The 23,048-nt window shown below is 61.5% G+C and carries 17 protein-coding genes; 1 reads left to right on the forward strand and 16 read right to left on the reverse strand.

Going from position 1 to position 23,048, the window contains the following annotated elements; all coding sequences use genetic code 11:
* Window positions 1-274 precede the first annotated feature (274 nt).
* From rpoD to DW796_RS08620, 11 genes are all read right to left on the reverse strand, one after another.
* Window positions 275-1,615, reverse strand: a complete 1,341-nt coding sequence (gene rpoD, locus DW796_RS08570; RefSeq protein WP_118094834.1) for an RNA polymerase sigma factor RpoD — start codon at window positions 1,613-1,615, stop codon at window positions 275-277.
* A gap of 110 nt (window positions 1,616-1,725) precedes the next feature.
* Window positions 1,726-3,855, reverse strand: coding sequence for a DNA primase (dnaG, locus tag DW796_RS08575; RefSeq protein WP_118094835.1), 2,130 nt, complete (start codon window positions 3,853-3,855; stop codon window positions 1,726-1,728).
* Window positions 3,848-4,855 carry a riboflavin biosynthesis protein RibF gene (ribF, locus tag DW796_RS08580; protein WP_233539712.1) on the reverse strand — a complete coding sequence of 336 codons (1,008 nt, stop codon included), beginning with the start codon at window positions 4,853-4,855 and terminating at the stop codon, window positions 3,848-3,850. Before ribF ends, dnaG begins: the two co-directional genes overlap by 8 nt.
* Window positions 4,852-5,784 carry a tRNA pseudouridine(55) synthase TruB gene (gene truB / locus DW796_RS08585; protein ID WP_118094836.1) on the reverse strand — a complete coding sequence of 311 codons (933 nt, stop codon included), beginning with the start codon at window positions 5,782-5,784 and terminating at the stop codon, window positions 4,852-4,854. The genes ribF and truB overlap by 4 nt, the downstream gene beginning before the upstream one ends.
* Before the next feature lie 15 nt (window positions 5,785-5,799).
* Entirely contained in the window at window positions 5,800-6,843 is a 1,044-nt protein-coding gene (locus tag DW796_RS08590) for a bifunctional oligoribonuclease/PAP phosphatase NrnA (protein WP_117647313.1), read from the reverse strand.
* Window positions 6,836-7,246 (reverse strand): 30S ribosome-binding factor RbfA, encoded by a 411-nt coding sequence (rbfA, locus tag DW796_RS08595; protein WP_117647311.1) that lies wholly within the window; start codon window positions 7,244-7,246, stop codon window positions 6,836-6,838. Before rbfA ends, DW796_RS08590 begins: the two co-directional genes overlap by 8 nt.
* Before the next feature lie 11 nt (window positions 7,247-7,257).
* Window positions 7,258-9,972 (reverse strand): translation initiation factor IF-2, encoded by a 2,715-nt coding sequence (gene infB, locus DW796_RS08600; RefSeq protein ID WP_117779148.1) that lies wholly within the window; start codon window positions 9,970-9,972, stop codon window positions 7,258-7,260.
* A gap of 91 nt (window positions 9,973-10,063) precedes the next feature.
* Entirely contained in the window at window positions 10,064-11,311 is a 1,248-nt protein-coding gene (gene nusA, locus DW796_RS08605) for a transcription termination factor NusA (RefSeq protein WP_006234042.1), read from the reverse strand.
* 1 nt (window position 11,312) lies between these two features.
* Window positions 11,313-11,807: a ribosome maturation factor RimP gene (gene rimP, locus DW796_RS08610; RefSeq protein ID WP_118094837.1), complete on the reverse strand. Its 495-nt coding sequence runs from the start codon at window positions 11,805-11,807 to the stop codon at window positions 11,313-11,315.
* A gap of 258 nt (window positions 11,808-12,065) precedes the next feature.
* A complete protein-coding gene (gene leuS, locus DW796_RS08615) occupies window positions 12,066-14,642 on the reverse strand; it encodes a leucine--tRNA ligase (RefSeq protein ID WP_118094838.1) in 2,577 nt (858 codons plus the stop codon).
* A gap of 262 nt (window positions 14,643-14,904) precedes the next feature.
* A complete protein-coding gene (locus tag DW796_RS08620; protein WP_118094839.1) occupies window positions 14,905-16,416 on the reverse strand; it encodes an IMP dehydrogenase in 1,512 nt (503 codons plus the stop codon).
* Between the two features lie 193 nt (window positions 16,417-16,609).
* Here DW796_RS08620 and DW796_RS08625 point away from each other — a divergent pair, with 193 nt between their 5' ends.
* On the forward strand, window positions 16,610-16,957 hold the full coding sequence (locus DW796_RS08625) for a winged helix-turn-helix domain-containing protein (protein WP_118094840.1): 348 nt from the start codon (window positions 16,610-16,612) through the stop codon (window positions 16,955-16,957).
* A gap of 133 nt (window positions 16,958-17,090) precedes the next feature.
* On the opposite strand, the gene DW796_RS08630 is transcribed toward DW796_RS08625, so the two are convergent.
* The 5 genes from DW796_RS08630 to pelG form a co-directional block, all read right to left on the reverse strand.
* The gene (locus DW796_RS08630) at window positions 17,091-18,083 is read right to left on the reverse strand and encodes a PLP-dependent transferase (protein ID WP_118094841.1); all 993 of its coding nucleotides are present in this window, start codon (window positions 18,081-18,083) and stop codon (window positions 17,091-17,093) included.
* 211 nt (window positions 18,084-18,294) lie between these two features.
* Window positions 18,295-18,960: a DUF4956 domain-containing protein gene (locus tag DW796_RS08635; protein WP_118094842.1), complete on the reverse strand. Its 666-nt coding sequence runs from the start codon at window positions 18,958-18,960 to the stop codon at window positions 18,295-18,297.
* Window positions 18,961-18,963: 3 nt separating this feature from the next.
* A complete protein-coding gene (locus DW796_RS08640; protein ID WP_118094843.1) occupies window positions 18,964-19,755 on the reverse strand; it encodes a polyphosphate polymerase domain-containing protein in 792 nt (263 codons plus the stop codon).
* Window positions 19,742-21,511, reverse strand: coding sequence for a CotH kinase family protein (locus DW796_RS08645; RefSeq protein ID WP_118094844.1), 1,770 nt, complete (start codon window positions 21,509-21,511; stop codon window positions 19,742-19,744). Before DW796_RS08645 ends, DW796_RS08640 begins: the two co-directional genes overlap by 14 nt.
* Complete coding sequence (gene pelG / locus DW796_RS08650) at window positions 21,501-23,045, reverse strand: exopolysaccharide Pel transporter PelG (RefSeq protein WP_118094845.1); 1,545 nt, start codon at window positions 23,043-23,045, stop codon at window positions 21,501-21,503. Before pelG ends, DW796_RS08645 begins: the two co-directional genes overlap by 11 nt.
* Between the last annotated feature and the right edge of the window lie 3 nt (window positions 23,046-23,048).

Here is a 23,048-nt window from a genome sequence, read left to right on the forward strand (position 1 = left end):
CTGCGGAAACGCGGGGCCCGTTCAGGCTGTTGCGTTGAGATTGAAAATCAACCGCCCAGTCATTGGGGACGTCCCCAACTGCCACCCAACTGCCAAGCAATGGAGATGCCGCAGGTAGAGGACGGACAGCGAGCGACGTCCAGGGCGAACAAGTTGGCATGAAAAAGGCAAGGCATAGACCTTCTGGTCATGCCTTGCCTTTTGAATGACAAATTGTCGCCCTGGGCGGCGCGCAGCGTCGACTGGTCCGCCGTTCGGTAGAACGGCGGAACCCCTAAGACTCGATGTAGTCCTTCAACTTGCTAGAGCGGCTCGGATGGCGGAGCTTGGCCAGGGTCTTGGACTCGATCTGGCGGATACGCTCGCGCGTGACGCCAAACTCGCGACCGACTTCCTCGAGCGTGCGGGGGTGTCCGTCAACGAGACCAAAGCGCAGCTCGATAACCTTGCGCTCACGATCGGCAAGCGAATCGAGCACCTGAGTGAGCTGCTCCTGCAGCATGGAGAAGCTGGCCGCATCGGGCGGAACGATAGCCTGGGAGTCCTCGATAAAGTCGCCCAGCTGGGAATCCTCTTCCTCGCCGATCGGGGTCTCCAACGACACGGGCTCCTGCGAAATCTTCTGGATCTCGCGGACGCGGTCGGCGCTCATGTCCATCTCGGCACCGATCTCCTCGGGGGTCGGGTCGCGGCCCAGATCCTGGAGGAGCTGGCGCTGCACGCGGACGAGCTTGTTAATGGTCTCGACCATGTGCACGGGAATACGAATGGTACGGGCCTGGTCGGCAATAGCGCGCGTAATGGCCTGACGAATCCACCACGTGGCGTACGTGGAGAACTTAAAGCCCTTCTGGTAGTCGAACTTCTCGACGGCGCGGATCAGACCGAGGTTGCCCTCCTGGATCAGATCCAGGAACAGCATGCCACGGCCGACATAGCGCTTGGCGATGGAGACGACCAGACGCAGGTTTGCGCTGATGAGCGCCTGCTTGGCCTCAAGACCAACGTTCTCGATACGCGTAAGACGACGCATCTCGGCACGCGTGAGCTCGATCTCGCCAGCCTCATTTGCCTCGAGCTTCTCGGTAGCCTCGAGACCGGCCTCGATCTTCATGGCCAGATCGACCTCTTCAGATGCGGTCAGCAGGTCGACCTTACCGATCTCCTTGAGGTACATACGAACCGGGTCGCCGGTCAGCATCACCGTGGAGGCATCGATGCCGCGCACGCGCGAACGCGAACGAGACGTGCGCACGGTGCGCTTCTTCTTGCTCTTGGAAGAGCCCATCTCGGCGTCGGCCTGGCGGGCCATCTTAAGCTCGTGATCGTCAAGCGAGCCGGAATCGTGCTCGTCGTCGTCGAAATCGTCGGTATCGTTATCGTCATCGTCGACGTCCATCGGGGCGTCGTCGTTTCCGCTCGCGGAGATAATCTGGATGCCGCTGTTGCGTAGCGCGGAATACACCGCGTTGAGCTGCTCATCAGAGACATCGATATCCTTCAGGGCGACCTGAATCTCGTCCTCGGTTACCGAAGTCCTGTTTGAGCCGTTGCCCATGAGCTTTGCAACGTAGGATTCCAGCCCAGTACCCGTGCTCTCAGTCTTTTTTGGCACAGATTCTCCCTTCGTAGTCCACAGGACTCAATACTTTAGCACACACGTAGACGTCTATACCCAAAATAAAGACAGGATATAGGCGAGAATACGCTGGTTGACCACAACATCTAGGCCTGATCGGCACCTGCGGTCTCCAAACCGATCAAACGGAACGGGTCGGCCACGCCGCCGATCGACTTTTGGAGCTCCCGCTGGCGCTGTGAGTCTTGCACCGCCTGCATCGTCAGCACGCGACGGGCCTCATCGTCGAGTGAACGGTCCTGACGCAACTTGGCCTGCGCGGCTCGCATGCGACGTTTGATGGTGTAGAGCTCGAGCGTATCGAGCATAAAGACGATGTTCGTCTCGGTCGGGTGCTTACTCGTTGCCGAGATGCGCCCGGCGCTGACAAGCGACGCCGCCTCGGGACACACCGCGCGCGCCGCATCCATGCAGGCCGCAGGATCGGTGCCCGGGGGCGTCGCAAGTACAGCCCACGCAATGGACTCGTGACGCGGGTCGACCCACTCAATAGAACAAATACGATCGGCATACGTGCGGAACAGATCGGGATAGCTCGTGAGCATCGTCAGCAGCTCGCGCTCCCCCGCCAGGGATTTCCGCTCCAGATCGGTCAAAACAATCGGCATCGACAGGGCTGCCGCCGCGCTTGAACTACCGGCAACGGTCGCAGAGCTTTCCATCCCCGCTGGCACATCAATTGGCGGCAGGTCCTCGTCGACCTCCACCGGCGCGGCCCCATAGGCATCAAGCGGAACGTAGTCGTACGGGTCCTCCTCGACCGGTGCGGACACCGGCGGCGTCGCACCCGCGGCCCAGGCACCGCGACCGGCACTGCGCGCACCAGTCGCACCACCGCCCGAGCTTCGTCCCTGCGAACCGCCCGCGCGCTCAGCTTGCGCGCGTTGACGCTCATAGCTCTGCTCACGCCGGCGCTCGGCATCCTCGCGCTTGGCGACATCGCGAAACACACGGCCCGAACTCGCGCGCACGGTCTCCAAGTCCAAGCCAAGCAGATCGGCAATCTGGATAAAGTACGTGTCGATCATATAGCTGTCGCGTAGAGGATAGATGAGTGTCAGCGCATCCTCGAGCGCCTTGGCACGACCGCCCGGTGTGGTAATGTCGCTCGACTCCTGCAGCGAACGGTAGACAAAGTCCATGAGGGGCTCGGCCGCGTCAATGCGCGCCTGCAGCGCCTCGCCACCATGCGCGGTGATGAACTCCATGGGATCGTTGCCGTCGGGCAGCACCACGCAGCGCAGGTCCATCGAATCCTGCTCGATAAACTGAATCGCGCGACGGGCGGCCTTCTGGCCCGCGGCGTCGCCATCGAACATATATACAATGCGCTTGGCAAAACGGGTGAGTGTCTTAACGTGATGTTCCGTCAGCGCCGTGCCCAGCGTGGCGACAACGTTTTTGATCCCCGCCTCCCAGCAGGCGATGCAGTCGGTATAGCCCTCCACCACGATGGCGGTATCCTGCGCAACGATAAACTCCTTGGCCCAGTTAAAGCCATAGAGGTTTCGTTTCTTATGAAACACGCTCGTCTCGGCGGTGTTGAGGTACTTGGGCTGGCCATCGCCCATGATGCGCCCGCCAAAGGCGATATTGTGACCCTGCTCATCAAAGATGGGAAACATCACGCGATCGTAAAAGCGGTCCGCGAGCTGTCCGCGCCCACGGCTCACGGCCACGTTGGCGTCAATCATCTCCTGCGGGGTAAAGCCCGCTTGAGACAGATGCGAAACCAGCGCGTTGCGACCCGGCGCAAAGCCCAGGCAGTAGCGTCGACAGACATCTCCGCCCATGCCGCGGCTGGCAAAGTACTCGCGCGGGCGGCTGTCCTTACCGCGCATAAGCATGGTGTGGTAGAACTGAGCCGTCTCGGCGCACAGGTCATAGATGCGGGCACGCTTGGTGCCACGATCGCGCTGCGCACCGGTATCGTGCAGTTCAATGCCCGCACGATCAGCCAAATAGCGGATCGACTCGGGAAAACTCAGGTTCTCGCGCTTCATGATATAGGTAAAGACGTCGCCGCCCTCGCCGCAGCCAAAGCAGTGCCACACCTGCGTAGCAGGGATAATGTGAAACGATGGGGTCTTTTCGCCATGAAACGGGCAGCAGCCCCAAAACTCATGGCCACGGGGCTTGAGCTCAACCGTTTCCTGCACGATGGCAACCAGGTCCGACGCCGCGCGTACCTGATCTTTTTCCTCATCGCTAATCACGGATACTCACCCCCTGCTCACCCAAGTTATGACGTATATCGTCGATATTACCCTCGACGGTCGCGATAAGCTCATCCAGGGAATCGAACACGCGAGACGGACGCAGCCAGCGCGTAAACGCCAGCGACACGGAAGCGCCATACAGGTCGCCCGCATAGCCGATTAAGTTGGCCTCGAGATGCGCCGAGGCGGCATCATCGGCATAGGTCGGCGGCAGACCGACGTTAACGGCAGCAGGCCATACGGTATCGTCGACCAGCACCAGACCCTCATAGACGCCATCGGCAGGCACTTGGATGCCGTCGGGCACCTGGATGTTTGCCGTGGGAAATCCCATGTCGGAGCCCTCGTGACGGCCAGCCGCCACAACGCCGCGCACCATATAGGGACGGCCGAGAAGCTCGGCAGCCAGCTCCACATGACCCTGGGCCAGCTCATGGCGGATGCGCGTGGCACAGATGGTCTGCCCGTTAACGCAGAGCAGGTCGTGACCGTAAACGTCAACCCCACGCTCAACACCCCAGGCGCGCATCTCGGCAACGCCCGAAGCGCCGCCACGGCCGAGCCTAAAGTCGCTGCCTACACGAATGGAGCGAATGTCGACAACGCGCGACAACAGCGCCAGGAACCCGACATGGTCGAGTGCCGCCACGGCGGGTGTAAAGGGAACGGCCACCACCGCATCGACCCCGGTTTGAGCCAGGGCGTGCAGGCGGTCGGCCGTCGTCATCAATTTTTGAGCGGGCGAAGGACTCACCACGACGTCCGGATCAGGATCGAAGGTGACCACGACCGCTTTGCTGCCGTGACCATGCGCATCGCGAATAACCGCGTCGATCAGCTCTTGGTGTCCACGATGCACGCCATCAAACACGCCAATGGCGATCGACGCGGCACCCAAGAACTCGCACCCATCAAATACATCGGCAGAAACGATACGGGCCTCATCCAACTCACCCGCGAAAAAGACACGCGCGAGCTCGTGGGGCGCCAGCATCATCGAACACCGCCGATCGCCTGCGGAAAGACGTGCTCCATCACAAAGCGGCCACCCTCGATGCGGGCCAGCGCCTTGAGCCCCCCATCAAGCACGAGCGCGAACGGCGCCTTCGCCGTATCGAAGTCCACAAGCGCGCGTTCAATGGGAATGCGGCGACCACAAAGCAGGTCGTCTGCAAGATTGCCCGGCAAATCGACACGCGTGGCACCAAGGGCGGCGATGGGATCCAGAGCAAAGCCGGCCGCGGACTCGGGAGAAAGCTCCTCAACCGCATGACAGGCGCCAATGGAAACCACGCCGGAGGCCGTGCGGCGCAGCGCGGAAATATGCGCAGCGCTATCGCAGGCGCGACCCAGATCGCGAGCAAGCGCGCGAATGTAGGTGCCCTTGCTTACCGAAAACGCCACGGTCCAGACGCACGTATCGCCTTCGCCGCACACGGCGATCAGGTCGGCGGCATAGACCTCGACAGGGCGCGGAGGTAGGTCCACCGCATTGCCCTCGCGAGCACTCTTATAGGCGCGAACGCCATTGACCGAGATGGCCGAAAACGCTGGCGGCACTTGCATCTGCGGGCCAAGCATAGCGGCCAGCTGCTCACGGGCGTAAGCAAGATCGCGCAGCTCGGGGGCAACGGGCACCGTGCGGACGGCCTCGCCCTCCGCGTCATCGGTATTGGTCTCGACGCCAAACGAAATGTCGGCGACATAACTTTTGGTATCGAGGGTTAGCATGCCCAGCAGACGGGTCGCCTGGCCCACGCCCACCACCATGACACCCGAGGCCATGGGGTCGAGCGTACCGGCATGGCCGACGCGTCGCTCATGGAGGGCGCGTCGGCACTGCGATACCACATCGTGGGACGTACAGCCCACCGGCTTATCAACGGCGAGCAGCATATTCAATTGAGAAGGCGTACGACGAGCCATGTACCATCCAAAATGTTAGAGCTCGACGGTCACCGAAGCGGGATCCTCCCCTACCAGCTCGGCCAGCATGGGGAGTGCCGCGGTGAGCGTCTCGAGAATCGTTCCGTTGTTAGAGAAACCAGCGGCAGCGGGATGTCCGCCACCGCCAAAAGCAGCAGCGATCTCGGAAACATTGAGGTCGCCCTTGGAGCGCAGGTTACCGCGTACCTTGGTATCGCCCTCAATGCCCTTCAGGAACAGGCAGACCTCCACACCCATCACCGAACGCACAACATCGACCAGGCCGTCGCACTCGTCCGAAGTGACGCCGCAGGCCTCGAGGTCGCTCTGGTACGCATAGCTATATGCCACGCGACCGTGCGCCACTGTCTTGATGCGGCCCATAACGATGGACTTGAGATGCAGGAACTCGACGCGCATGCTCTGGTAGACCTCGAGCGCAACGCGCGCCGGATCGGCACCGTGAGCGACCAGGCGCGAGGCGGCATGGAACGCGGCGGCATCGGCGTTTTGATACTGAAAACGACCGGTATCGGTCACTAGGCCGCACAGCAAGCAGGTCGCGACACCATCGCGAGCCACAATGCCACAATTGTCCAAAAAGCGGTCGATGATCATGGCACAGGCCGCGGCATCGACGCACCTCAGGCTCAGCTCGGCAAATTCCTCGCGCGCCGGATGGTGATCGAAGCACACCACATGCGACGAGCGGCGGAGCACCTCGGCTGAGTTGTTCAGACGCTCGACGACCGGCACGTCCACCGAGATGAACAGGTCCGGATTGCCGGTATACGCAGATGCCGGCACCAGACGGTCGGCACCCTCCATAAAGCGGTAGATGCGCGGAACCGGGTCATCGTCTGCCAGCAGCAGGGCAATGTCCTTGTTGGGAAAGAACTTCCTAAGCGAGAGGCCCAGGCCCAGCACGGAGCCCAGGGCGTCGCCATCGGGAGACGTATGTCCCGAAATCGCAATGGAGGACGCACCCTCGATGAGCTCAAGGATGCGTCGCTGAATATCTGCAGACTCGCACGATGCAAGGTCGGCGGAATTACTCATCTAAAGCTGCCTCCTGGGCGGCATCCGCAATTGGATAGCCGTCCTCGTCCTTTTCGATCGCAAGCGTGGCGGGAACGTTTTCCAGCGCACGCGTGATGCGCTCGGCCTCATCGGTCGAGCGATCGATGCGAAAATCGAGCTCGGGCGTGACGCGCCAATCGAGCGAGCGGGCCAGCAGGCTACGGATGCGGCCCTTGGCGCTGGCGAGCGCCTCCATGACCTCGTCGTAGCGGCTCGCGTCGCACGACACATACACACGCGCGAACGAACGGTCCACCGCGACCTCGACCGCGGTCAGGGTGACCAGGTCGAGACGCGGATCGGAAACCTCAAAGAGCAGGATATAACCGAGCTTCTCGCGAAGCTGCTCGCCCAAACGGCGGGTTGCCTGCGTTTGCTTCATAGCGCTACCCCCTACTCGGTACGGGCAACCTGGTCGATGCGGTAGCCCTCAATGGTGTCGCCAGGCTTGATGTCCTGGAAGTTCTCCAGGCCAATACCGCCCTCGGAGCCGCTCTTGAGGCTCTTGGCCTCGTCCTTGTAGTGGCGCATCGAGGCGATTTTACCGTTGAAGACCACGATGCCGTCGCGCACCAGGCGCACGGAATCGGTCGCGGCGATCTCTCCTTCTTCGACGCGGACACCGGCGGCGATACCGACCTTGGGCACCTTGAAGGTGTCCAGAACGGTCGCGGTACCCGTGGAAACCTCGACCTCGGTGGGCTTGAGCATGCCGATACGGGCTGCGTCGAGGTCCTCGAGGCACTTGTAGATGACGTCGTAGCAACGGATCTCGACGCCCTCGCGCTCGGCGGCGGAGCGGGCCTTGCCGTCGGGACGGACGCCAAAGCCGATGATGATGGCGTTGGAGGCGTCGGCCAGAACGACGTCGGTCTCGTTGATGGCGCCAACGGCGGAGTGGATCGTGTTGATGCGCACCTCGGACTGGTCCATCTTGTCGAGGGAGTCCTGAAGGGCCTCGATAGAACCCTGGACGTCGGCCTTGATGATCAGGTTGAGCTCCTTGACCTCGGCGTCGGCGATGGTCTCGAAGAGGTTCTCGAGCGTCACATGCTTCACGCGGCTCTGCTCCTCGATGCGGGCCTTGAGCGAACGCTCATCGGCCAGGGCGCGAGCCTCGCGCTCGTCCTCGAACACGCGGAACTCATCGCCGGCGTTGGGGACGGACTGCAGGCCCAGGATCTCGACGGCGTCGGAGGGACCGGCCTCGGTGACGGCGTTGCCCTTGGGGTCGAGCATGGCGCGGACGCGGCCGTAGGTAAGGCCGGCGACCAGCGTATCGCCCACGTGCAGGGTACCGCGGGTCACGAGCACGGTGGCAACCGAGCCGCGGCCCTTGTCGAGCTTAGCCTCGAGGACGTTGCCCGAAGCGAACGTATCGGGGTTGGCCTTGAGCTCGAGCACGTCGGCCTGGAGCAGGACGGTCTCGAGCAGGTCGTCGATACCGATCTTCTGCTTGGCCGAGATATTGACGAACATGTTCTGTCCGCCCCACTCCTCGGGGATGATGCCGTACTCGGTGAGCTCCTGGCGCACGCGGTCGGGGTTGGCACCCGGCTTATCGATCTTGTTGACGGCGACGACGATAGGAACGCCGGCGGCCTTGGCGTGGTTGATCGACTCGATGGTCTGGGGCATGACGCCGTCGTCGGCAGCCACGATCAGAATGACGATGTCGGTCACCTTGGCGCCGCGGGCACGCATGGCCGTAAAGGTGGCGTGACCGGGGGTATCGATGAAAGTGATCTTGCGGTCGTTGATCATGACCTGCGAAGCGCCGATGGCCTGGGTAATGCCGCCCGCCTCGCCGGCAGCGACGCCGGTGTGACGGATGGCGTCGAGCAGGCTCGTCTTGCCGTGGTCGACGTGGCCCATGACGGTGACGACCGGGGCGCGCGGCTTAAGGTCGGCGGGATCGTCGTAGAACGAGAAGGTGTTCTCCTCCTCGGGGGTGATGATCTTGATCTGACGACCCAAGTCGTCGGCAACGAGCTCGACAAGGTCGTCAGACATGGACTGCGTCATGGTGAGCGGCGTACCCAGCAGGAACAGGCGCTTGATGATGTCGTTGGCCGGAACGTCGAGCGCCTCGGCGAGCTCCTGGACGGTAACGCCCTGGGAGACCTTGATGGCGTCGAGGTCCTCGGGGTTCACGCCCTGGGCCAGCGCCTCCTCAATCTTGCGCTCTTCCTGAGCCTTTGCGGCCTCGCGCTCGCGCTTCTCCTTGCGCTTTTTGCGACGACCAGTGGACTCGCGAGAGGCCTCCTCGACGGCGGCACGAGCCTCCTCGAGCACCTTCTCGCGGCTGTACTCCTCGGCCTCGCGAGCCATGCGGCTGTAGTGGTCCTCTTCGTTGTTGTGACCGCCCTTGCGCTTCTTGCCCTTGCCCTGCTTGTCGGGGTTGGGGAAGTCCATACCGGCAGCGACGTTGTTGCTGGCATTGGTGCGATGGCTGTGCGGGCGGTTCTCGGAGGCGTTGCGCTCGGAGTTGTTGTCGGAGGCGTTGCGATCGTTACGACGGCCACCGCGACGGTCGTTGTTGCCGCCACGACGGTTGCCGCGCTCGGCAGCGCGCTCGGCCTTGGCCTTCTGCTCGGCGTCCTTCTTCTCCTTGAGCACGGTCTCCTGTGCGGCGATCTGGTCGAGCAGAGAACGGAAACGCGAACCGGAGTCGGAAGCGGGAACGGCGCGGCGCTGGGCCTCGCGGGCAGCCTCCTCCTTCTCGCGGGCAAGGCGCTCCTGCTCGGCCTTCTTCTTGGCCTCGGCCTCGGCGCGGGCGGCCTCCTCGGCAGCCTGGGCGGCGGCGAACTGGCGGCGCTCCTCCTCGCGTGCCTTCTCGGCGGCGATGCGCTCGCGCTCGGCCTCGGCAGCACGTGCTGCCTCCTCGGCGGCAGCGGCCTGCTCCTCGGCCTGCTTGGCGGCCTCGACTTCCTGGGCGCGGGCCTCGATCACCGAGGCGAGCTGCTTGCGGACCATAGCGACGTAGGCGTCCTCCAGAGCGGAGGAAGCGGACTTAGCGGGAATCTTCATTTCGGCGAGATGACCCATAAGTTCCTTGGAGGTCATGCCGAACTCTTTGGCCAGGGTGGACACACGGACTTTTGCCATATGACTTCACCTACCCTTTCTGGCACCTTGGGTGCCTAGAGACTGAACGAGCGTGGGAGATGCGCCGGGACCTGCCCGGCGCGACCGCGCGCTAGATCAGGTCCTCCGCATCATCGAAGGCGTCGGTGTCGTGGACACCGCAGAAACGGGAGCCGGGACGGGCCTGGTTGCGGCACTGGATGCCGTCCTCGGACACGTACTCGCAGCGGCGGACGTCCTCGTCCTCCTCATCACCGATCAGGTCGGCGGCGGGCTCCTCGTGAACGGGAACGTTCTTGAGGATGTCGGCGGCAAGCGTCTCGGACTTAATGTCGATGTGCCAGCCGGTCAGGCGCGCGGCAAGGCGGGCGTTCTGGCCCTCCTTGCCGATGGCGAGGGACAGCTGGTCGTCGGGCACGATGACGCCGGCGTAGGCCTTCTCCTCGTCGATGAGGACGCGGGTGACCTTAGCGGGCGACAGGGCGTTGGCGACGTAGACGGCAGGATCGGCATCCCACAGGATGACGTCGACGCGCTCACCACGGAGCTCGCCCACGACAGCGCGAACACGGCTGCCCTTGGGGCCGACGCAGGCACCCACGGGATCCAGACGGTCGTCGAGCGAGTGGACGGCAACCTTGGAACGCTGGCCGGGCTCGCGGGCGATTGACTTGATCTGGACGGTGCCCTCATAGATCTCGGGCACCTCCTGCTCAAACAGACGACGCATGAGCTCGGGGTGGGTACGGGAGATGACAATCGGCGGACGGCTGTGCTCGCCACGAACCGGCTGCAGGTTGGAGTTGGGGTCGCGAACGTCGATGATCACGGCCTTGATGTGCTGATTGTGCAGGTAGCGCTCGCCCATCGGACGCTCGTTGCGCTCGTTCTCGTAACGACGCTGATCGAAGTGCGGCAGCTCGGCCTCGACGCCTTCGCGAATCTTGACGATCGTGAAGTCGGGCGTGGACTGCAGCACGGTACCGCTGATGAGGTCACCGATGCGGCCGGAGAACTCCTCGTAGATCTGCTCGCGGGCGGAGTTACGCACGATGGCGTTGATCTCGGCCTTGGCGTGCTGGGCAGCGATGCGGCTCGTGTTCTTGGGGGTGACGTCGATCTCCTCGAACTCGGTGAAGTTGCCCTCCTCGTCCATGGAATCGTCGATCGGCTCCAGGCGGTAGACGTAGATCTTGCCGGTGGTGCGGTCGATGGTCACCTTAGCGCCCCACTCAAGATGCAGGATCTCGGCATAGCTCTTGGCGAGCGACTGCTCCAGGCGGTCGATCAGGTAGAGCTGGTCGATGTGCTTCTCCTGGCAAAGCTCCATCAGGGCGGACATCATGTCGGATGCTGCCATCTTACTTTCCTTCCTTCGCGGGCTTGAAGTCGTAGGTGGGCTTCAACTTGCACTTTTTAACATCAGAGAAATCGAGGGTGACGGAATCGCCGTCCTCGAGCTCGAGGGTCACGTCGGTCTCGGTCGCAGCGGCAATCTTGCCGGCGTACTTACGACGGCCCTCGGTAGCGGTGGAGGTGAGCTCACAGTTCTCGCCAACAAAGCGGGCAAAGTCGCACGGGCGGCGCAGCGGGCGCGCCATGCCCGGGCTCGACACCTCAAGCGTATAGCTCGAAGAGATGGGGTCGAGTTCCTCAATCACATCGCCGACCCACTTGGTGTTGGCCGTGACGTCGTTGAGAGACAGGCTCTGACCCTCGGCACCCTCGATACGCACGCGCACGCAGGGGGCCTTGGTGGCGCCCACGAGCTCGACGTCGACGATGTCGACATCGTGCTGGGGGGCGACGGCCTCGAGCGCGTCAATGATCGCCTGCTCGGTCTTGGTCTTGACCATTGCGGCACCTCCATCCATACAAAAAAGAAGCGGGGCCGAAACCCCACTTCTTTCAATTACAACTTCATTTGCAAGCAAACTATACCAATAGCTGCGAAAACGTGCAAGCACAGTACGAATCTGCAGGTCAGCTTGCGCACAGCTTCTCCACAAGAATAGGACAATTGACCGCAGGCGCTTTGGTCAGACAAAACAAAACGGGGGGCAACCCAGCCGGATCGCCCCCCGTCTTTTATGCGTCAGTTAAGCGCGCAGTGCTTACTTGACCACCAGGTTGACCAGCTTGCCGGGCACGCAGATGGCCTTGACGACCGTCTTGCCCTCGAGCCACTTGGCGACGGCGGCCTCGGCGGCAGCCTGCATATCCTCATTGGAGGCATCGCGGGCAACGTCGACGCGGCCGCGGACCTTGCCGAGCACCTGGACCACGATCTGCACCGTGTCCTCAACGGACTCGGCCAGGTCGAACTCGGGCCAGGCGGCGGTGTAGGCGTTACCCTCGCAGCCGAGGGCCTCGTGCCACAGCTCGTCGGCCCAGAACGGGCAGATGGGGGCAAGGACGCTCACGATATCCTTAGCCACGCCGTAGCACAGCGCCTTGTCGCGGGCGGTACCCTCGGTGGCGTTGAGATAGGCGCTCGCCGCGTTGACGAGCTCCATGACGGCCGAGATCGCGGTGTTGAACTGGCCGCGATCGAAGTCCTCGGTGCACTTGGCGATGGTGCGGTGACGCTCGCGATAGAGCTTCATCGCAACCTCGTCGAGCGCGGACTTGTCGAAGGCCACGTTGGCGTCGCCGGACTGGACGAGCTGCCAAACGATACGCCATGCGCGCTTGATGAAGCGGTTGGCGCCCTCAACGGCCTTGGGATCCCAGTCGAAGTCCTTCTCGGGCGGGGCGATAAACAGGATCGCCAAACGCATGGTGTCGGCACCGTAGGGCTCGATAACCGAGCTCGGGGGCACGACGTTGCCCTTGGACTTGGACATGGTGTCGCCGTTCTCGTCCTTGACCATGCCCTGGCACAGCAGGTTGGTGAAGGGCTCGTCCACACTCAGCAGACCCAGGTCGCGCAGTGCCTTGGTAAAGAAACGGCTGTAGAGCAGGTGCAGAATGGCGTGCTCGATGCCGCCGATGTAGTTATCGACGGGCATCCAACGGTCGGCGGCTTCCTTGGAGAAGGGCAGCTCGGTGTTGTGCGGGTCGGTATAGCGCAGGTAGTACCAGCTGGAGCAGGTAAAGGTGTCCATGGTATCGGTCTCGCGCTTGGCCGGGCGGCCGCAGATCGGGCAGGTAGTCTCGTAGAACTCCTTGCACTCGGCGAGGGTTTCGCCGGCGCCCAGGTCCAGGTTCTCGGGCAGCGTCACAGGCAGCTGATCCTCGGGCACGGGCACGATGCCGCAGTGCTCGCAGTGGATGGCCGGGATGGGATTGCCCCAATAGCGCTGGCGGCTGATGAGCCAGTCGCGCAGACGGAACTCGACCTTGCGACGGCCACAGCCCATGGCCTCGAGGTCGGCCACGATCGCAGCCTCGCCCTCGGAGTGCTTGCCGCCGCGCATGCCGGTGTACTTGCCGGACTGGACGAGCGTGCCCTCGGCAGCGTGAGCGCAATCCCAGTCGACGGTCTCGGCATGGAAGGTATCGATGGTCTCGCCGCTGGCCTCGACGGCAGCGCGATCGTCGTCGTCCAGGATGATCGGCACGATCGGCAGGTCGTACTTACGGGCAAACTCAAAGTCGCGCTGGTCGCCACAGGGAACGGCCATGACGGCACCGGTACCGTAGTCGGCAACGACATAATCGGCAACCCACACGGGGACCTTCTCGCCGTTGACGGGGTTCACCACGTAGCGGCCGGTAAAGGCACCGTGCTTCTCGAGGGTGCCCTGGGCACGCTCGACGGCAGAGATATGCTTGGCGTCCTCGACGATCTTGGTCACGGCCTCCTCGTACTCCGTGCCCTCGACGAGCTCATGCAGGCCGGCGTACTCGGGAGCCAGGACAAAGAAGGAGACGCCAAAGAGCGTATCGGCACGCGTGGTGAAGACGGTGATCTTGCCCTCGTCGCCCTCGATGGGCTCGCCATCCTTGTCGCACAGGGTAAAGTCGACCTCGGCGCCCTCGGAGCGACCGATCCAGTTAGCCTGCATCTGCTTGACGCGCTCGGGCCAGCCGGGGAGCTTCTCCAGATCGTCGAGCAGCTCCTGAGAGTACTCGGTGATCTTGTAGTACCACTGCTCAAGGTCGCGCTTCTCGGGCTCGGTGCCGCAGCGCCAGCACTTACCCTCGGTGACCTGCTCGTTGGCCAGAACGGTCTTGCAGGTGGGGCACCAGTTGACCGGGTTCTTCTTGCGGTAGACCAGGCCCTTTTCCCACATCTTCTCAAAGATCCACTGACCCCAACGGTAGTAGTCGGGGCTGCAGGTCTTAACGGTGCGATCCAGATCGTAGGAGAAACCCATGCGCTTCATCGTGGCGAGCGCCTGGTCCATGTTCTTATACGTCCAGGCGGCAGCCTGCGTGTTGTGCTTAATAGCGGCGTTCTCGGCAGGCAGGCCAAAGGCGTCAAAGCCGATGGGATGCAGCACGTCGTAGCCGCGCATGCGGGCCTGACGGGCCATGGCATCGCCGATGGTATAGTTGCGCGCGTGGCCCATGTGCAGGTCGCCCGACGGATACGGGAACATCTCGAGCACGTACTTCTTGGGCTTGCTGGCGTCGGTGTCGACGGCAAAGAGGTTGGAGTCCTCCCAGGCCTTCATCCACTTGGACTCAATGGCCTGCGCGTCGTAGGCAGGGATCTCGTCCTTATGATCTGTGCAATCGCACATATCAGCTCCTTTGTTAGCTGGGTTGGGGCGGGGCGTTCTTACCTTTACTCGCTGCTGCGGACAGTCCTGCTCGCACGAAGAGCACATTAAGTGCTCTTCGGCTCGTGCGGAACTTGCAGCGAGCAAAGGTAAGAACGCCCCGCCACATCGTTAACTCGACTGATGATAGCAAATACAACAAGCGAGATGCCTGCGACTTGCAGGCATCTCGCTTTATCTAAATAACGTGGTTGAGGCTCAACCTTTATGTGCAGGTCTTATCTTATCGATACGTTACGCTCTGTTGGGAGTCCTTGACTACGACGTCGTGGGCTCCGCCTTCGACGATCGAGGTCGAGCTTACCAGTGTCAGGCGTGCCTTTTCCTGGAGCTCGGGGATCGAGAGGGCACCGCAATTGCACATCGTGGACTTGACCTTGTAGAGCGTGCCGCCCACGCCGTCCTTGAGGGAGCCGGCGTAGGGAACGTAGGAGTCGACGCCCTCGACGAAGCTGAGCTTCGCGGCGCCGCCCAGGTCGTAGCGCTGCCAGTTGCGGGCACGCGCAGAACCCTCGCCCCAGTACTCCTTCATGTACTGGCCGTTGACGTTGACGCGCTCGGTCGGGCTCTCGTCAAAGCGGGCGAAGTAGCGGCCCAGCATCATAAAGTCGGCGCCCATGGCAAGGGCGAGCGTCATGTGGTAGTCGTAGACGATGCCGCCGTCGGAGCACACGGGCACGTAGACACCGGTCTCCTCGTAGTACTCGTCGCGAGCGCGGCAGACGTCGATCAGCGCGGTGGCCTGGCCACGACCGATACCCTTGGTCTCGCGGGTAATGCAGATGGAACCGCCGCCGATACCGACCTTGATGAAGTCGGCACCGCAGTCGGCCAGGAATCGGAAGCCCTCGGCGTCGACGACGTTACCGGCACCGACCTTGACGTCCTCGCCGTAGTTGGCGCGGATCCACTCGATGGTGCGCTTCTGCCACTCGCTGAAGCCCTCGGAGGAGTCGATGCACAGAACGTCGGCACCGGCCTCGATGAGCAGAGGCACGCGCTCGGCATAGTCGCGGGTGTTGATACCGGCGCCGACCATGTAGCGCTTATCGCCGTCGAGCAGCTCGTTGGGGTTGGTCTTGTGGCTGTCGTAGTCCTTGCGGAAGACGATGCCCATCAGGTGATCGTAGTCGTCGACGATGGGCAGGGCGTTGAGCTTATTGTCCCAGATGACGTCGTTGGCAACCTTAAGGCTGATGTTCTTGTCGCCCACGATGAGCTGCTCACGCGGGGTCATGAACTCGGAGACCTTCTTCTGATGGTCATCGCGGCTGGGGCGATAATCGCGGCTGGTGACGATGCCCAGGAGCTTGCCCTTGGGAGTGCCGTCGTCGGTGACCGGCATGGTGGAGTGACCGGTCTTCTCCTTGAGCTCGATGACCTGCTCCATGGTCATATCGGGGGTCAGCGTAGAATCGGACTGAACGAAACCAGCCTTGTGATCCTTGACGGCCTTGACCATGGCGGCCTCGGACTCGGCGCTCTGGGAACCGTAAATGAAGGACAGGCCACCCTCGGTAGCGAGCGCGACACCCATGTCGACGCCCGAGACGGACTGCATGATGGCGGAAACCATGGGGATGTTCAGGGTGATTGCCGGCTTCTCACCGCGCTTGAAGCGGGTTAGCGGCGTCTTAAGAGAGACGTTGTTGGGGATGCACTGCGAGGACGAGTAACCAGGGACCAGCAGATACTCCGAAAACGTGTGGGACTCACCGGGAAAGAACGTAGCCATGTTTCTCCTTTTTCCATGCGACCGGCCGGCTGCAGGCCTCGTAGGACCCAGCCCAACCTTGGGCGCCCAATACTGGGGAAGTATCTTAACGCACTTTGACTGCTACAATGCATGATTTAAGAAGAGCACACGAGGGTTTGACGCAGGCTTTGCGTTTGCCCAGCAAACACTTTAGCGGAGAGACGTAAGGCACATGGAGTACAAGACGACGGCAAAGTTGGTCATTCAAGCGTGCGACAAGGATTTGCCGGGCGTGTTTGGTCACGGCTGCGTCTTGTTGCTGCAGGGTATTGCCCGCGAGCACTCGCTCAACCGCGCCGCCAAAAGCATGGGCATGGCATATTCCAAGGCCTGGCGCATCGTGAACGAGGCCGAAAGCCAGCTGGGCTGCAAGCTCATCGAGCGCGACGGAGCCCGCGGATCCACGCTCACGCCGGCCGGCGAACGCGCCATCGCGGTCTACGAGGAGCTGCAGGCCGACATAAACCAAGTCATCGCCACTAAAGCCGACACCCTCATCGCCAGCATCAATGCAAAGTAGTCTTTTTGGGACGGAGCTTTTTAGCTGCACAACCCCTTCTCATAAGTTGCGGTGAAATAGGGACTGTTTATGCGGTTAAAGCCGTAAATCAATCCCTATTTCACCGCAACTTATGGAGTTGAGGATGATTTAGCTAGTTCCGGAGGGCGGTGTCTAGGGTGGCAGCCACTACCAGGGGATCATCAGTGCCGGCGAAGAGGCGGATAGTGCTCCCTTGCTTGCCACGTGGAGCCGAAAGGCGCGTTGTTGGGCCGCCTGCGGGTGAAGTGCGGAATTCTTCCGGCAGTATGCTGAACAATTCACCCGCACTGCAGTCCATCAGGTCAAACTCTACTGCCGGGCCAAAGCCGTGCTCGAGGATTCCCGTTGCAACCGCGTGGTCGGGATGCGAGGTCAGCCCGGGATAGCGCACGTTGCGTACCATCTCGTTGGCGGCCAGATACTCGGCTAGCGCACGGGCGCGGTCGAAATGCGCCTGCATGCGGGTGTCGATCGTGTCGAGCCCATGCTCTAGAATCTCGGCCTCATCGGAGGACAAGTCGAGCGCAGCCAATCCGCACCCCTCGAGCAGGGCGTACGCGCACTCGGCCGCGGCATCCACGCGATGGCGCTTAAGCTGCGAGCGCGCCACCGAAGCGGCGACGAGCTTGCGCGGCGCAACGCCAGCACACACGCGGTCGAGCGCCTCGAGCGAAAGCGCGGCGCCCAGACGCAGCGGGTCGCACCCAAAGACGCCCGACACAGTGTTATCAACCACGAGCAGCGCATGCAACTCACGAGCCGCGCGACCCAGCGCACGAAGGTCGGGCACACGCAGGCCAAACCCGCCGATGGAGTTGACGAACCACCACAGGTGCGGCCCCTCGACATCAAACGAAGCATCAAAGCCCTCGGACGCAGCAGCAAGCGCCGCAGCCGCGGGCTCCCCCACCAGCGCAACATCGCAGCCATCAAAGCCGCAGGCAAACGCATCGGCAAAGTCATCCGCAAAGGCCACCAGGCGATCGCCGGGCTGCACAATCCCCAGCGTCGACAGCGCCGCCGGCACATGCGAGGCCGCAACAAGACGCGCCCCACGCGCACCAGCCCTCGCAGCCCAGTCCTCTTCTAACTGTTGCACGTCCACGCGACACCATCCCTTAAATAATAAAACTGAACCAAATTAGCCATCCCGGAAGAGCACGCGCCAGCGAGCGGGCAGCTGTCGTGGCGAGGTGCCGTGAAAGAGGAGCGACGCGTACTATATGTACGCGAGCGACGGTTTGAGCGGCAGATCGCCCGGCAGATGCCCGCGCAGCGTCGAGCGGTCCGGCGTTCGTTAGAACGCCGGAACAAAATTAGCCGTGATACTCACCGTTGTATTGGATGAGCGTGAGGTCCTCTACGCCGTCGAGCGCACGGATCGCGTCCGCATAGGGCATGTCAACGCCGTCCGAGAACACCTCGACGGCCATCTCCACCTTGTCACCGCGCATGGTCTTGGACTTCAACGTGAACTTGGTGCGACCAAAGGCGCGCACGATATCGTCGCCCGTGGTCTGGCCCGTATAATGGATCACCATCATGTACACGCGCGCCTTGTCCTGGTGCGAAGCGAACCCCGCGATCATCACCACAATTACCACGGCAGTAAGCCCCACGAGCGCATACATGCCGGCGCCCGCCGTAATGCCCGTGGTAATGGCCCAAAACAGATACAGCAAGTCGAGCGGGTCCTTGACCGCCGTACGATAGCGGACGATGGACAAAGCACCGACCATACCGAGCGAGATGACCACGTTGGTCGAGATCGCGAGTGTGACCATGCAGGTAAGCACGCACATGCCCACAAGCGTCACGGCAAAACTGCGCGAATACACCACGCCGGTAAAAAAGCGCTTGTACACGCAATAGATCAGGATGCCCATGGCGAGCGCCACGAGCAGCGACAGGCCGATCTTGGCAGGGTCGACCTGACCAAACGCCTCCAAGACGGAGTTCTTAAAAAAGTCCCTGGTGCTCATGGTCTAAATATCCCCTCGGTTCTCAAAATCCGATTCCCAGTAATTAAATCCACGCAGGTAGGCGGTCTTTTCGTAACACAGGCAGTACTTGGAGACCGCCGTGAGTTCGGCCGCGCCCGGCGGCACCATATCGCGCACCAGCTGCGGGCAAAACTCCGTAAACTTGACCTCCATCACCAGCTTGCCGGGCTCCAGGACCGGCAGCGCGGGCAGCGTCGCGTCAAAGATATCGAAGCTTCCCACCGCGGCACGCACGTTCATGTCAAACGTGATGCGCACGGTGCCCTCATCCATCACCCACGGCTCGCGCTCGTAGTCCACGATGGTCCGCGGGCGCATCATGTTGCAGATGCACTCGATGTAGAACTCGCGGCAGAGCGGATAGGGGCTCCTCAGCAAAAAGTCGTAGTCTCCGGCCAGAATCTGCTCAAACTCGCCGCGCGTGAGCGGCGCGTCCTCCTTGTAGATCCAGCTACCGTACTTCTTTTTGCGCTCGAGCTTAATCACCTTGTCGCCGCCGTTATAGATGCGCACGCGATATTTTTTGCGCATGAGAATACCGGCGTCTTTTTCCTCGTAGGCCGAGTTGCAGTAGTCGTCAAAGTACAGGCTGCGAATGGTGTAACCGCCCGCCTGCGCATGCTTGTCCAGCTTAAACACCGGCGCCATACGGCAGGCAAGCGCAGCGTGCTCGCCTTCGTTGATGAGGTACTTGAGCTCGTGGCGGTAACGCTCCTGCGTGGTACGCGCAGGCGGGGCCGCCAAGCGCTCAAGCAGCGCGCTAGCCCTCCTCATACGTGTCCTCCACGACCTTACCGCCGTCTTGCACGTAAAAACACTTCATGCCGTACTGTTTGCCATCGTCGGTCACATAGTAGTCAAACGCATCTTGCGTATAGCCGTCGGAGTTGGCAGCACGCACGCGCACAAAATACTGGCCGGCATCGGGCGCATCGCAGGTCACCTCGGGCAGCAGCACGTCCTCGGCTTTAAAGATCACGTCGGTAATAGCGTAATCACGCGCCAGCTCCACGGTATAGCGAATGTCGCGCGCCTTAAAGTCGTACGACGCGTCCCAATTCACACGCAGCTTACCGTTATCGATCTGCGGCACGCCAATGTAGAACGGCATGGGCTTTTTATAGCTCTCGCGAAAGCTCTTATAGTTCTCCTCGATCTCGGAGGGAATCGCCGCGGCGATTTGCTCGTATTGGTCCTTAGTCACGGGCAAATTCTCCAGGTCGGGCGTAGCAAAGACGAGCGGCTCCGTCACCTCGCGATAATGCTCGATCATCTTGCTCAGACGCTCTTTGGTCATGTACGAGCGCAGATCCTTCACGGCGATATCGAGTTCGCTACGGAACGACTTGCTGCGCAACGCGCGATTAAACAGCACGTTGCCCCAGTAGTTGCTCACGCCGCGCTCCCAGCTCGAATAATCCGAGAACCCCTTCAGGCTCAGCTCAAGCTTGCGCAGCATGCCGTCGTTATCCCAATCCAAAAAGTACCAGGTATTTGAGTTGAGCGGGCTGTACAGATAACAGTTACGGTTCTGCGTATCGCAGTTGCCTGTCAGAATCTGAAACGCCAGCCAATAGACCAGATTCTCGGTATCGAAGTAGGTGTCGAGCACATCGTCGATCTTTTGCGTATCGTCGTTGAGCGCATCGAGCATCTCGATTAACTTAGTATGGTCCGAGTCGCCCTTAATCTCGAGCATGCCCTCAAACGCCATCTGGTTATAGTCAGGGTCATCCGCCAGCTTGATGGTGTCTTCGAAGCGATGGAAATCGAAGCTGTTCACCTTGTACAGGTGCCCGCTCTTATCCAGACCGTGGGCTTTGAGCGCCGTCTTGTTGAGCTGCTCCACCTGCGTAAACAGACCGTAGTCCTCAAAGGTATCGTTGGACTTTTCGGTCTGGTCGCACACCCACAGATGCACAAACTGCGTGCGCAAGCCCATCATCTGGGGAATCCCACGGATGAGGTCATAAGCCATCTTGTTACGAAAGCGCATACCCTCGCCCATGTGCTTGTTAAGCGCAATCGCGCGCTGCTGGCGCCAGGTACCCTTGCCCTTTTTGAGCTCTACCTTGTAATTCTTTTGCGAGTTCATGCTCGACGTCTGGCCGCGCACCTGCACGGTAGCATTGGGCGCTTCCTCGCCATAGCCCACCTCGCCGGCCACCGGGCCGTCTTCGTCGCCCGCCTGCAGCAGGCCCAAAACCTGATAGCGCGCCACGCCCATGTCGGCATAGTCGTAGACCGAGTACGTATTGATCTCGGCCCAGCTGTGGTCAGTGTTCTCGGAGCTATTGCCGCGCGAGACCGTCAGGTACATGGCCACAATGCCCGAGTCATCGTAGACCTCGTACAGCTCGTCCTTATCGCGAAGGTGCTTGGTCCCGCTAGACGCATCGGCCTTTTTAATCTTGCTCTGCTTCTTGGTCTTTTTTGTCGAGGATTCGTCCTGAGACGAGCAGCCCGAAAGCAGCAGCGCACCGGCAGCCGCCTCAAACAGGCGACGGCGAGACATCATCCTATCGGTCATCAGAACCTCCCCAATGGCTGCGATACACGCGAACCACCATGCGCTCAAACGCACCATGCGGCTCGCCCTCTAAACGCAGCTCCTCGTAGCGCTGTTCGGCACGGTCGAGCAAGCGGCCCAACTCCGTAAAGCGACCCGTCTTGTCGGTCGCCACAATGGGCTGTTGACTCAGGATACGATACGGCAAGTTGGCAGTATAGGTATCGAGCCGCAGCAGCGCCACGATAAAAAACACCGCCGCGCCGAGCAAAAAGCCAAAGCCATAAAACTGCTGTGGAAAGAACAACGAGACGATGGTCGCCAGCCCCGCCACGCCCGCGAACAGCCCGGAAGCAAGCACGGCGCCCTTGTAGTCGGTAAAGTACAGCAAGATGAGCATCACCGTATTGCCCACGGCATACAGGCCATAGCCCACGCATAGCGTGCGAAAATACCCGTGCATCAGGTTGTTAAAGCCCAGCGGCAGGGCCGAGAGCACCGTGGTCTCGAGCGAAATGACCGCCGCCGTCACAAACAGCTGCTTGAGCGCACAAAACCGCAGCTCCCGGTTGAGCGTGGCGAGCATTTCCTCCTCGGCCACCACGATGTCGCCCACCACGCCGCCGTCGTTAAACAGGCTGTAGTAGTCGCGGTAGCACGGATAGAAGTTGACCTCGACCGACACCACAAAGTTGACGGTCGTGACCAGGATGGTCAAAAAAGCAAGCAACGCCGGCACATCATGATAGGGCGCGCCGTAAAACAGGCCTTTGACCTGCAAACCAATGGGCCCTGCCCAGATAATCACCAGGTGCGCAAAGAGCCCCAGGTTGGTAAACAGACCCGTGAGCGCCAGCGGCATAAACTGATCGAGCCACTGCAAAAAGAGCCAGGGGCTGCGATCGCTCTGAGGAAAATACCGGTACAGCAGCACCACGTCCCAGGCCAGCATCACACCGTAGCCCAGGGCAATCGAGGCCAGCAGGCCCTCGACCGGCGGCAGTCCCAGCGCCAGCGCGGCCAGGGCGCACAGGCACGCCACGCCAATGGCGGCAGCAAAGCTGCACAGGATGCCACGGTAATCCTTGATGGCGGTGAGATAGCTCATGCCGTTCCAGTTGACGATCATAATGTTGAACAGCCACAGGCACAGCAGCCCCTGCAGCAGCGTAGCGCCCGAGAACAGCAAAAAGAGGCCGTAGAGCACCGTGCCCGCAACGAGCATGATGGCGTTGGAACCCCAAAACGAGGGCAGGACCTCTTCTTCGCGCTCGGCAAACAGCATGTCGGCCAAAAAGCGCGTGACGGGCATGGAGAAAAAACTCGTGAGCGTGAGCGAGGCCAGCAGCGTATAGGTCACCATACACACCAGCAAGTCCTGATTGGTGCGACCGACGCCCCACAGACCGCACAGCACCAAGATACCCACCTGGAGCAGCACGCCCAGCAGCATGGGGCCCGTGCACACAATACCGGCGTAGCCATAGGCGCGCATCGTGGCAAACAGACCCTTGCGCCTAAACAGGCGCTTGAGCTCAAAACCGATTCCGGCCACCGG

It is taken from the genome of Collinsella sp. AM31-2AC (assembly GCF_003469285.1).
GTDB classification, from domain to species: Bacteria; Actinomycetota; Coriobacteriia; order Coriobacteriales; family Coriobacteriaceae; genus Collinsella; species Collinsella aerofaciens_AT.

Bases quoted from the DNA above. Each gene is read 5' to 3' on its own strand.
- ribF (WP_233539712.1), bottom strand. From the start codon at position 4,855: ATGATGCTGGCGCCCCACGAGCTCGCGCGTGTCTTTTTCGCGGGTGAG.
- truB (WP_118094836.1), bottom strand. From the start codon at position 5,784: ATGGCTCGTCGTACGCCTTCTCAATTGAATATGCTGCTCGCCGTTGAT.
- DW796_RS08590 (WP_117647313.1), bottom strand. From the start codon at position 6,843: ATGAGTAATTCCGCCGACCTTGCATCGTGCGAGTCTGCAGATATTCAG.
- rbfA (WP_117647311.1), bottom strand. From the start codon at position 7,246: ATGAAGCAAACGCAGGCAACCCGCCGTTTGGGCGAGCAGCTTCGCGAG.
- infB (WP_117779148.1), bottom strand. From the start codon at position 9,972: ATGGCAAAAGTCCGTGTGTCCACCCTGGCCAAAGAGTTCGGCATGACC.
- nusA (WP_006234042.1), bottom strand. From the start codon at position 11,311: ATGGCAGCATCCGACATGATGTCCGCCCTGATGGAGCTTTGCCAGGAG.
- rimP (WP_118094837.1), bottom strand. From the start codon at position 11,807: ATGGTCAAGACCAAGACCGAGCAGGCGATCATTGACGCGCTCGAGGCC.
- leuS (WP_118094838.1), bottom strand. From the start codon at position 14,642: ATGTGCGATTGCACAGATCATAAGGACGAGATCCCTGCCTACGACGCG.
- DW796_RS08620 (WP_118094839.1), bottom strand. From the start codon at position 16,416: ATGGCTACGTTCTTTCCCGGTGAGTCCCACACGTTTTCGGAGTATCTG.
- DW796_RS08625 (WP_118094840.1), top strand. From the start codon at position 16,610: ATGGAGTACAAGACGACGGCAAAGTTGGTCATTCAAGCGTGCGACAAG.
- DW796_RS08635 (WP_118094842.1), bottom strand. From the start codon at position 18,960: ATGAGCACCAGGGACTTTTTTAAGAACTCCGTCTTGGAGGCGTTTGGT.
- DW796_RS08640 (WP_118094843.1), bottom strand. From the start codon at position 19,755: ATGAGGAGGGCTAGCGCGCTGCTTGAGCGCTTGGCGGCCCCGCCTGCG.
- DW796_RS08645 (WP_118094844.1), bottom strand. From the start codon at position 21,511: ATGACCGATAGGATGATGTCTCGCCGTCGCCTGTTTGAGGCGGCTGCC.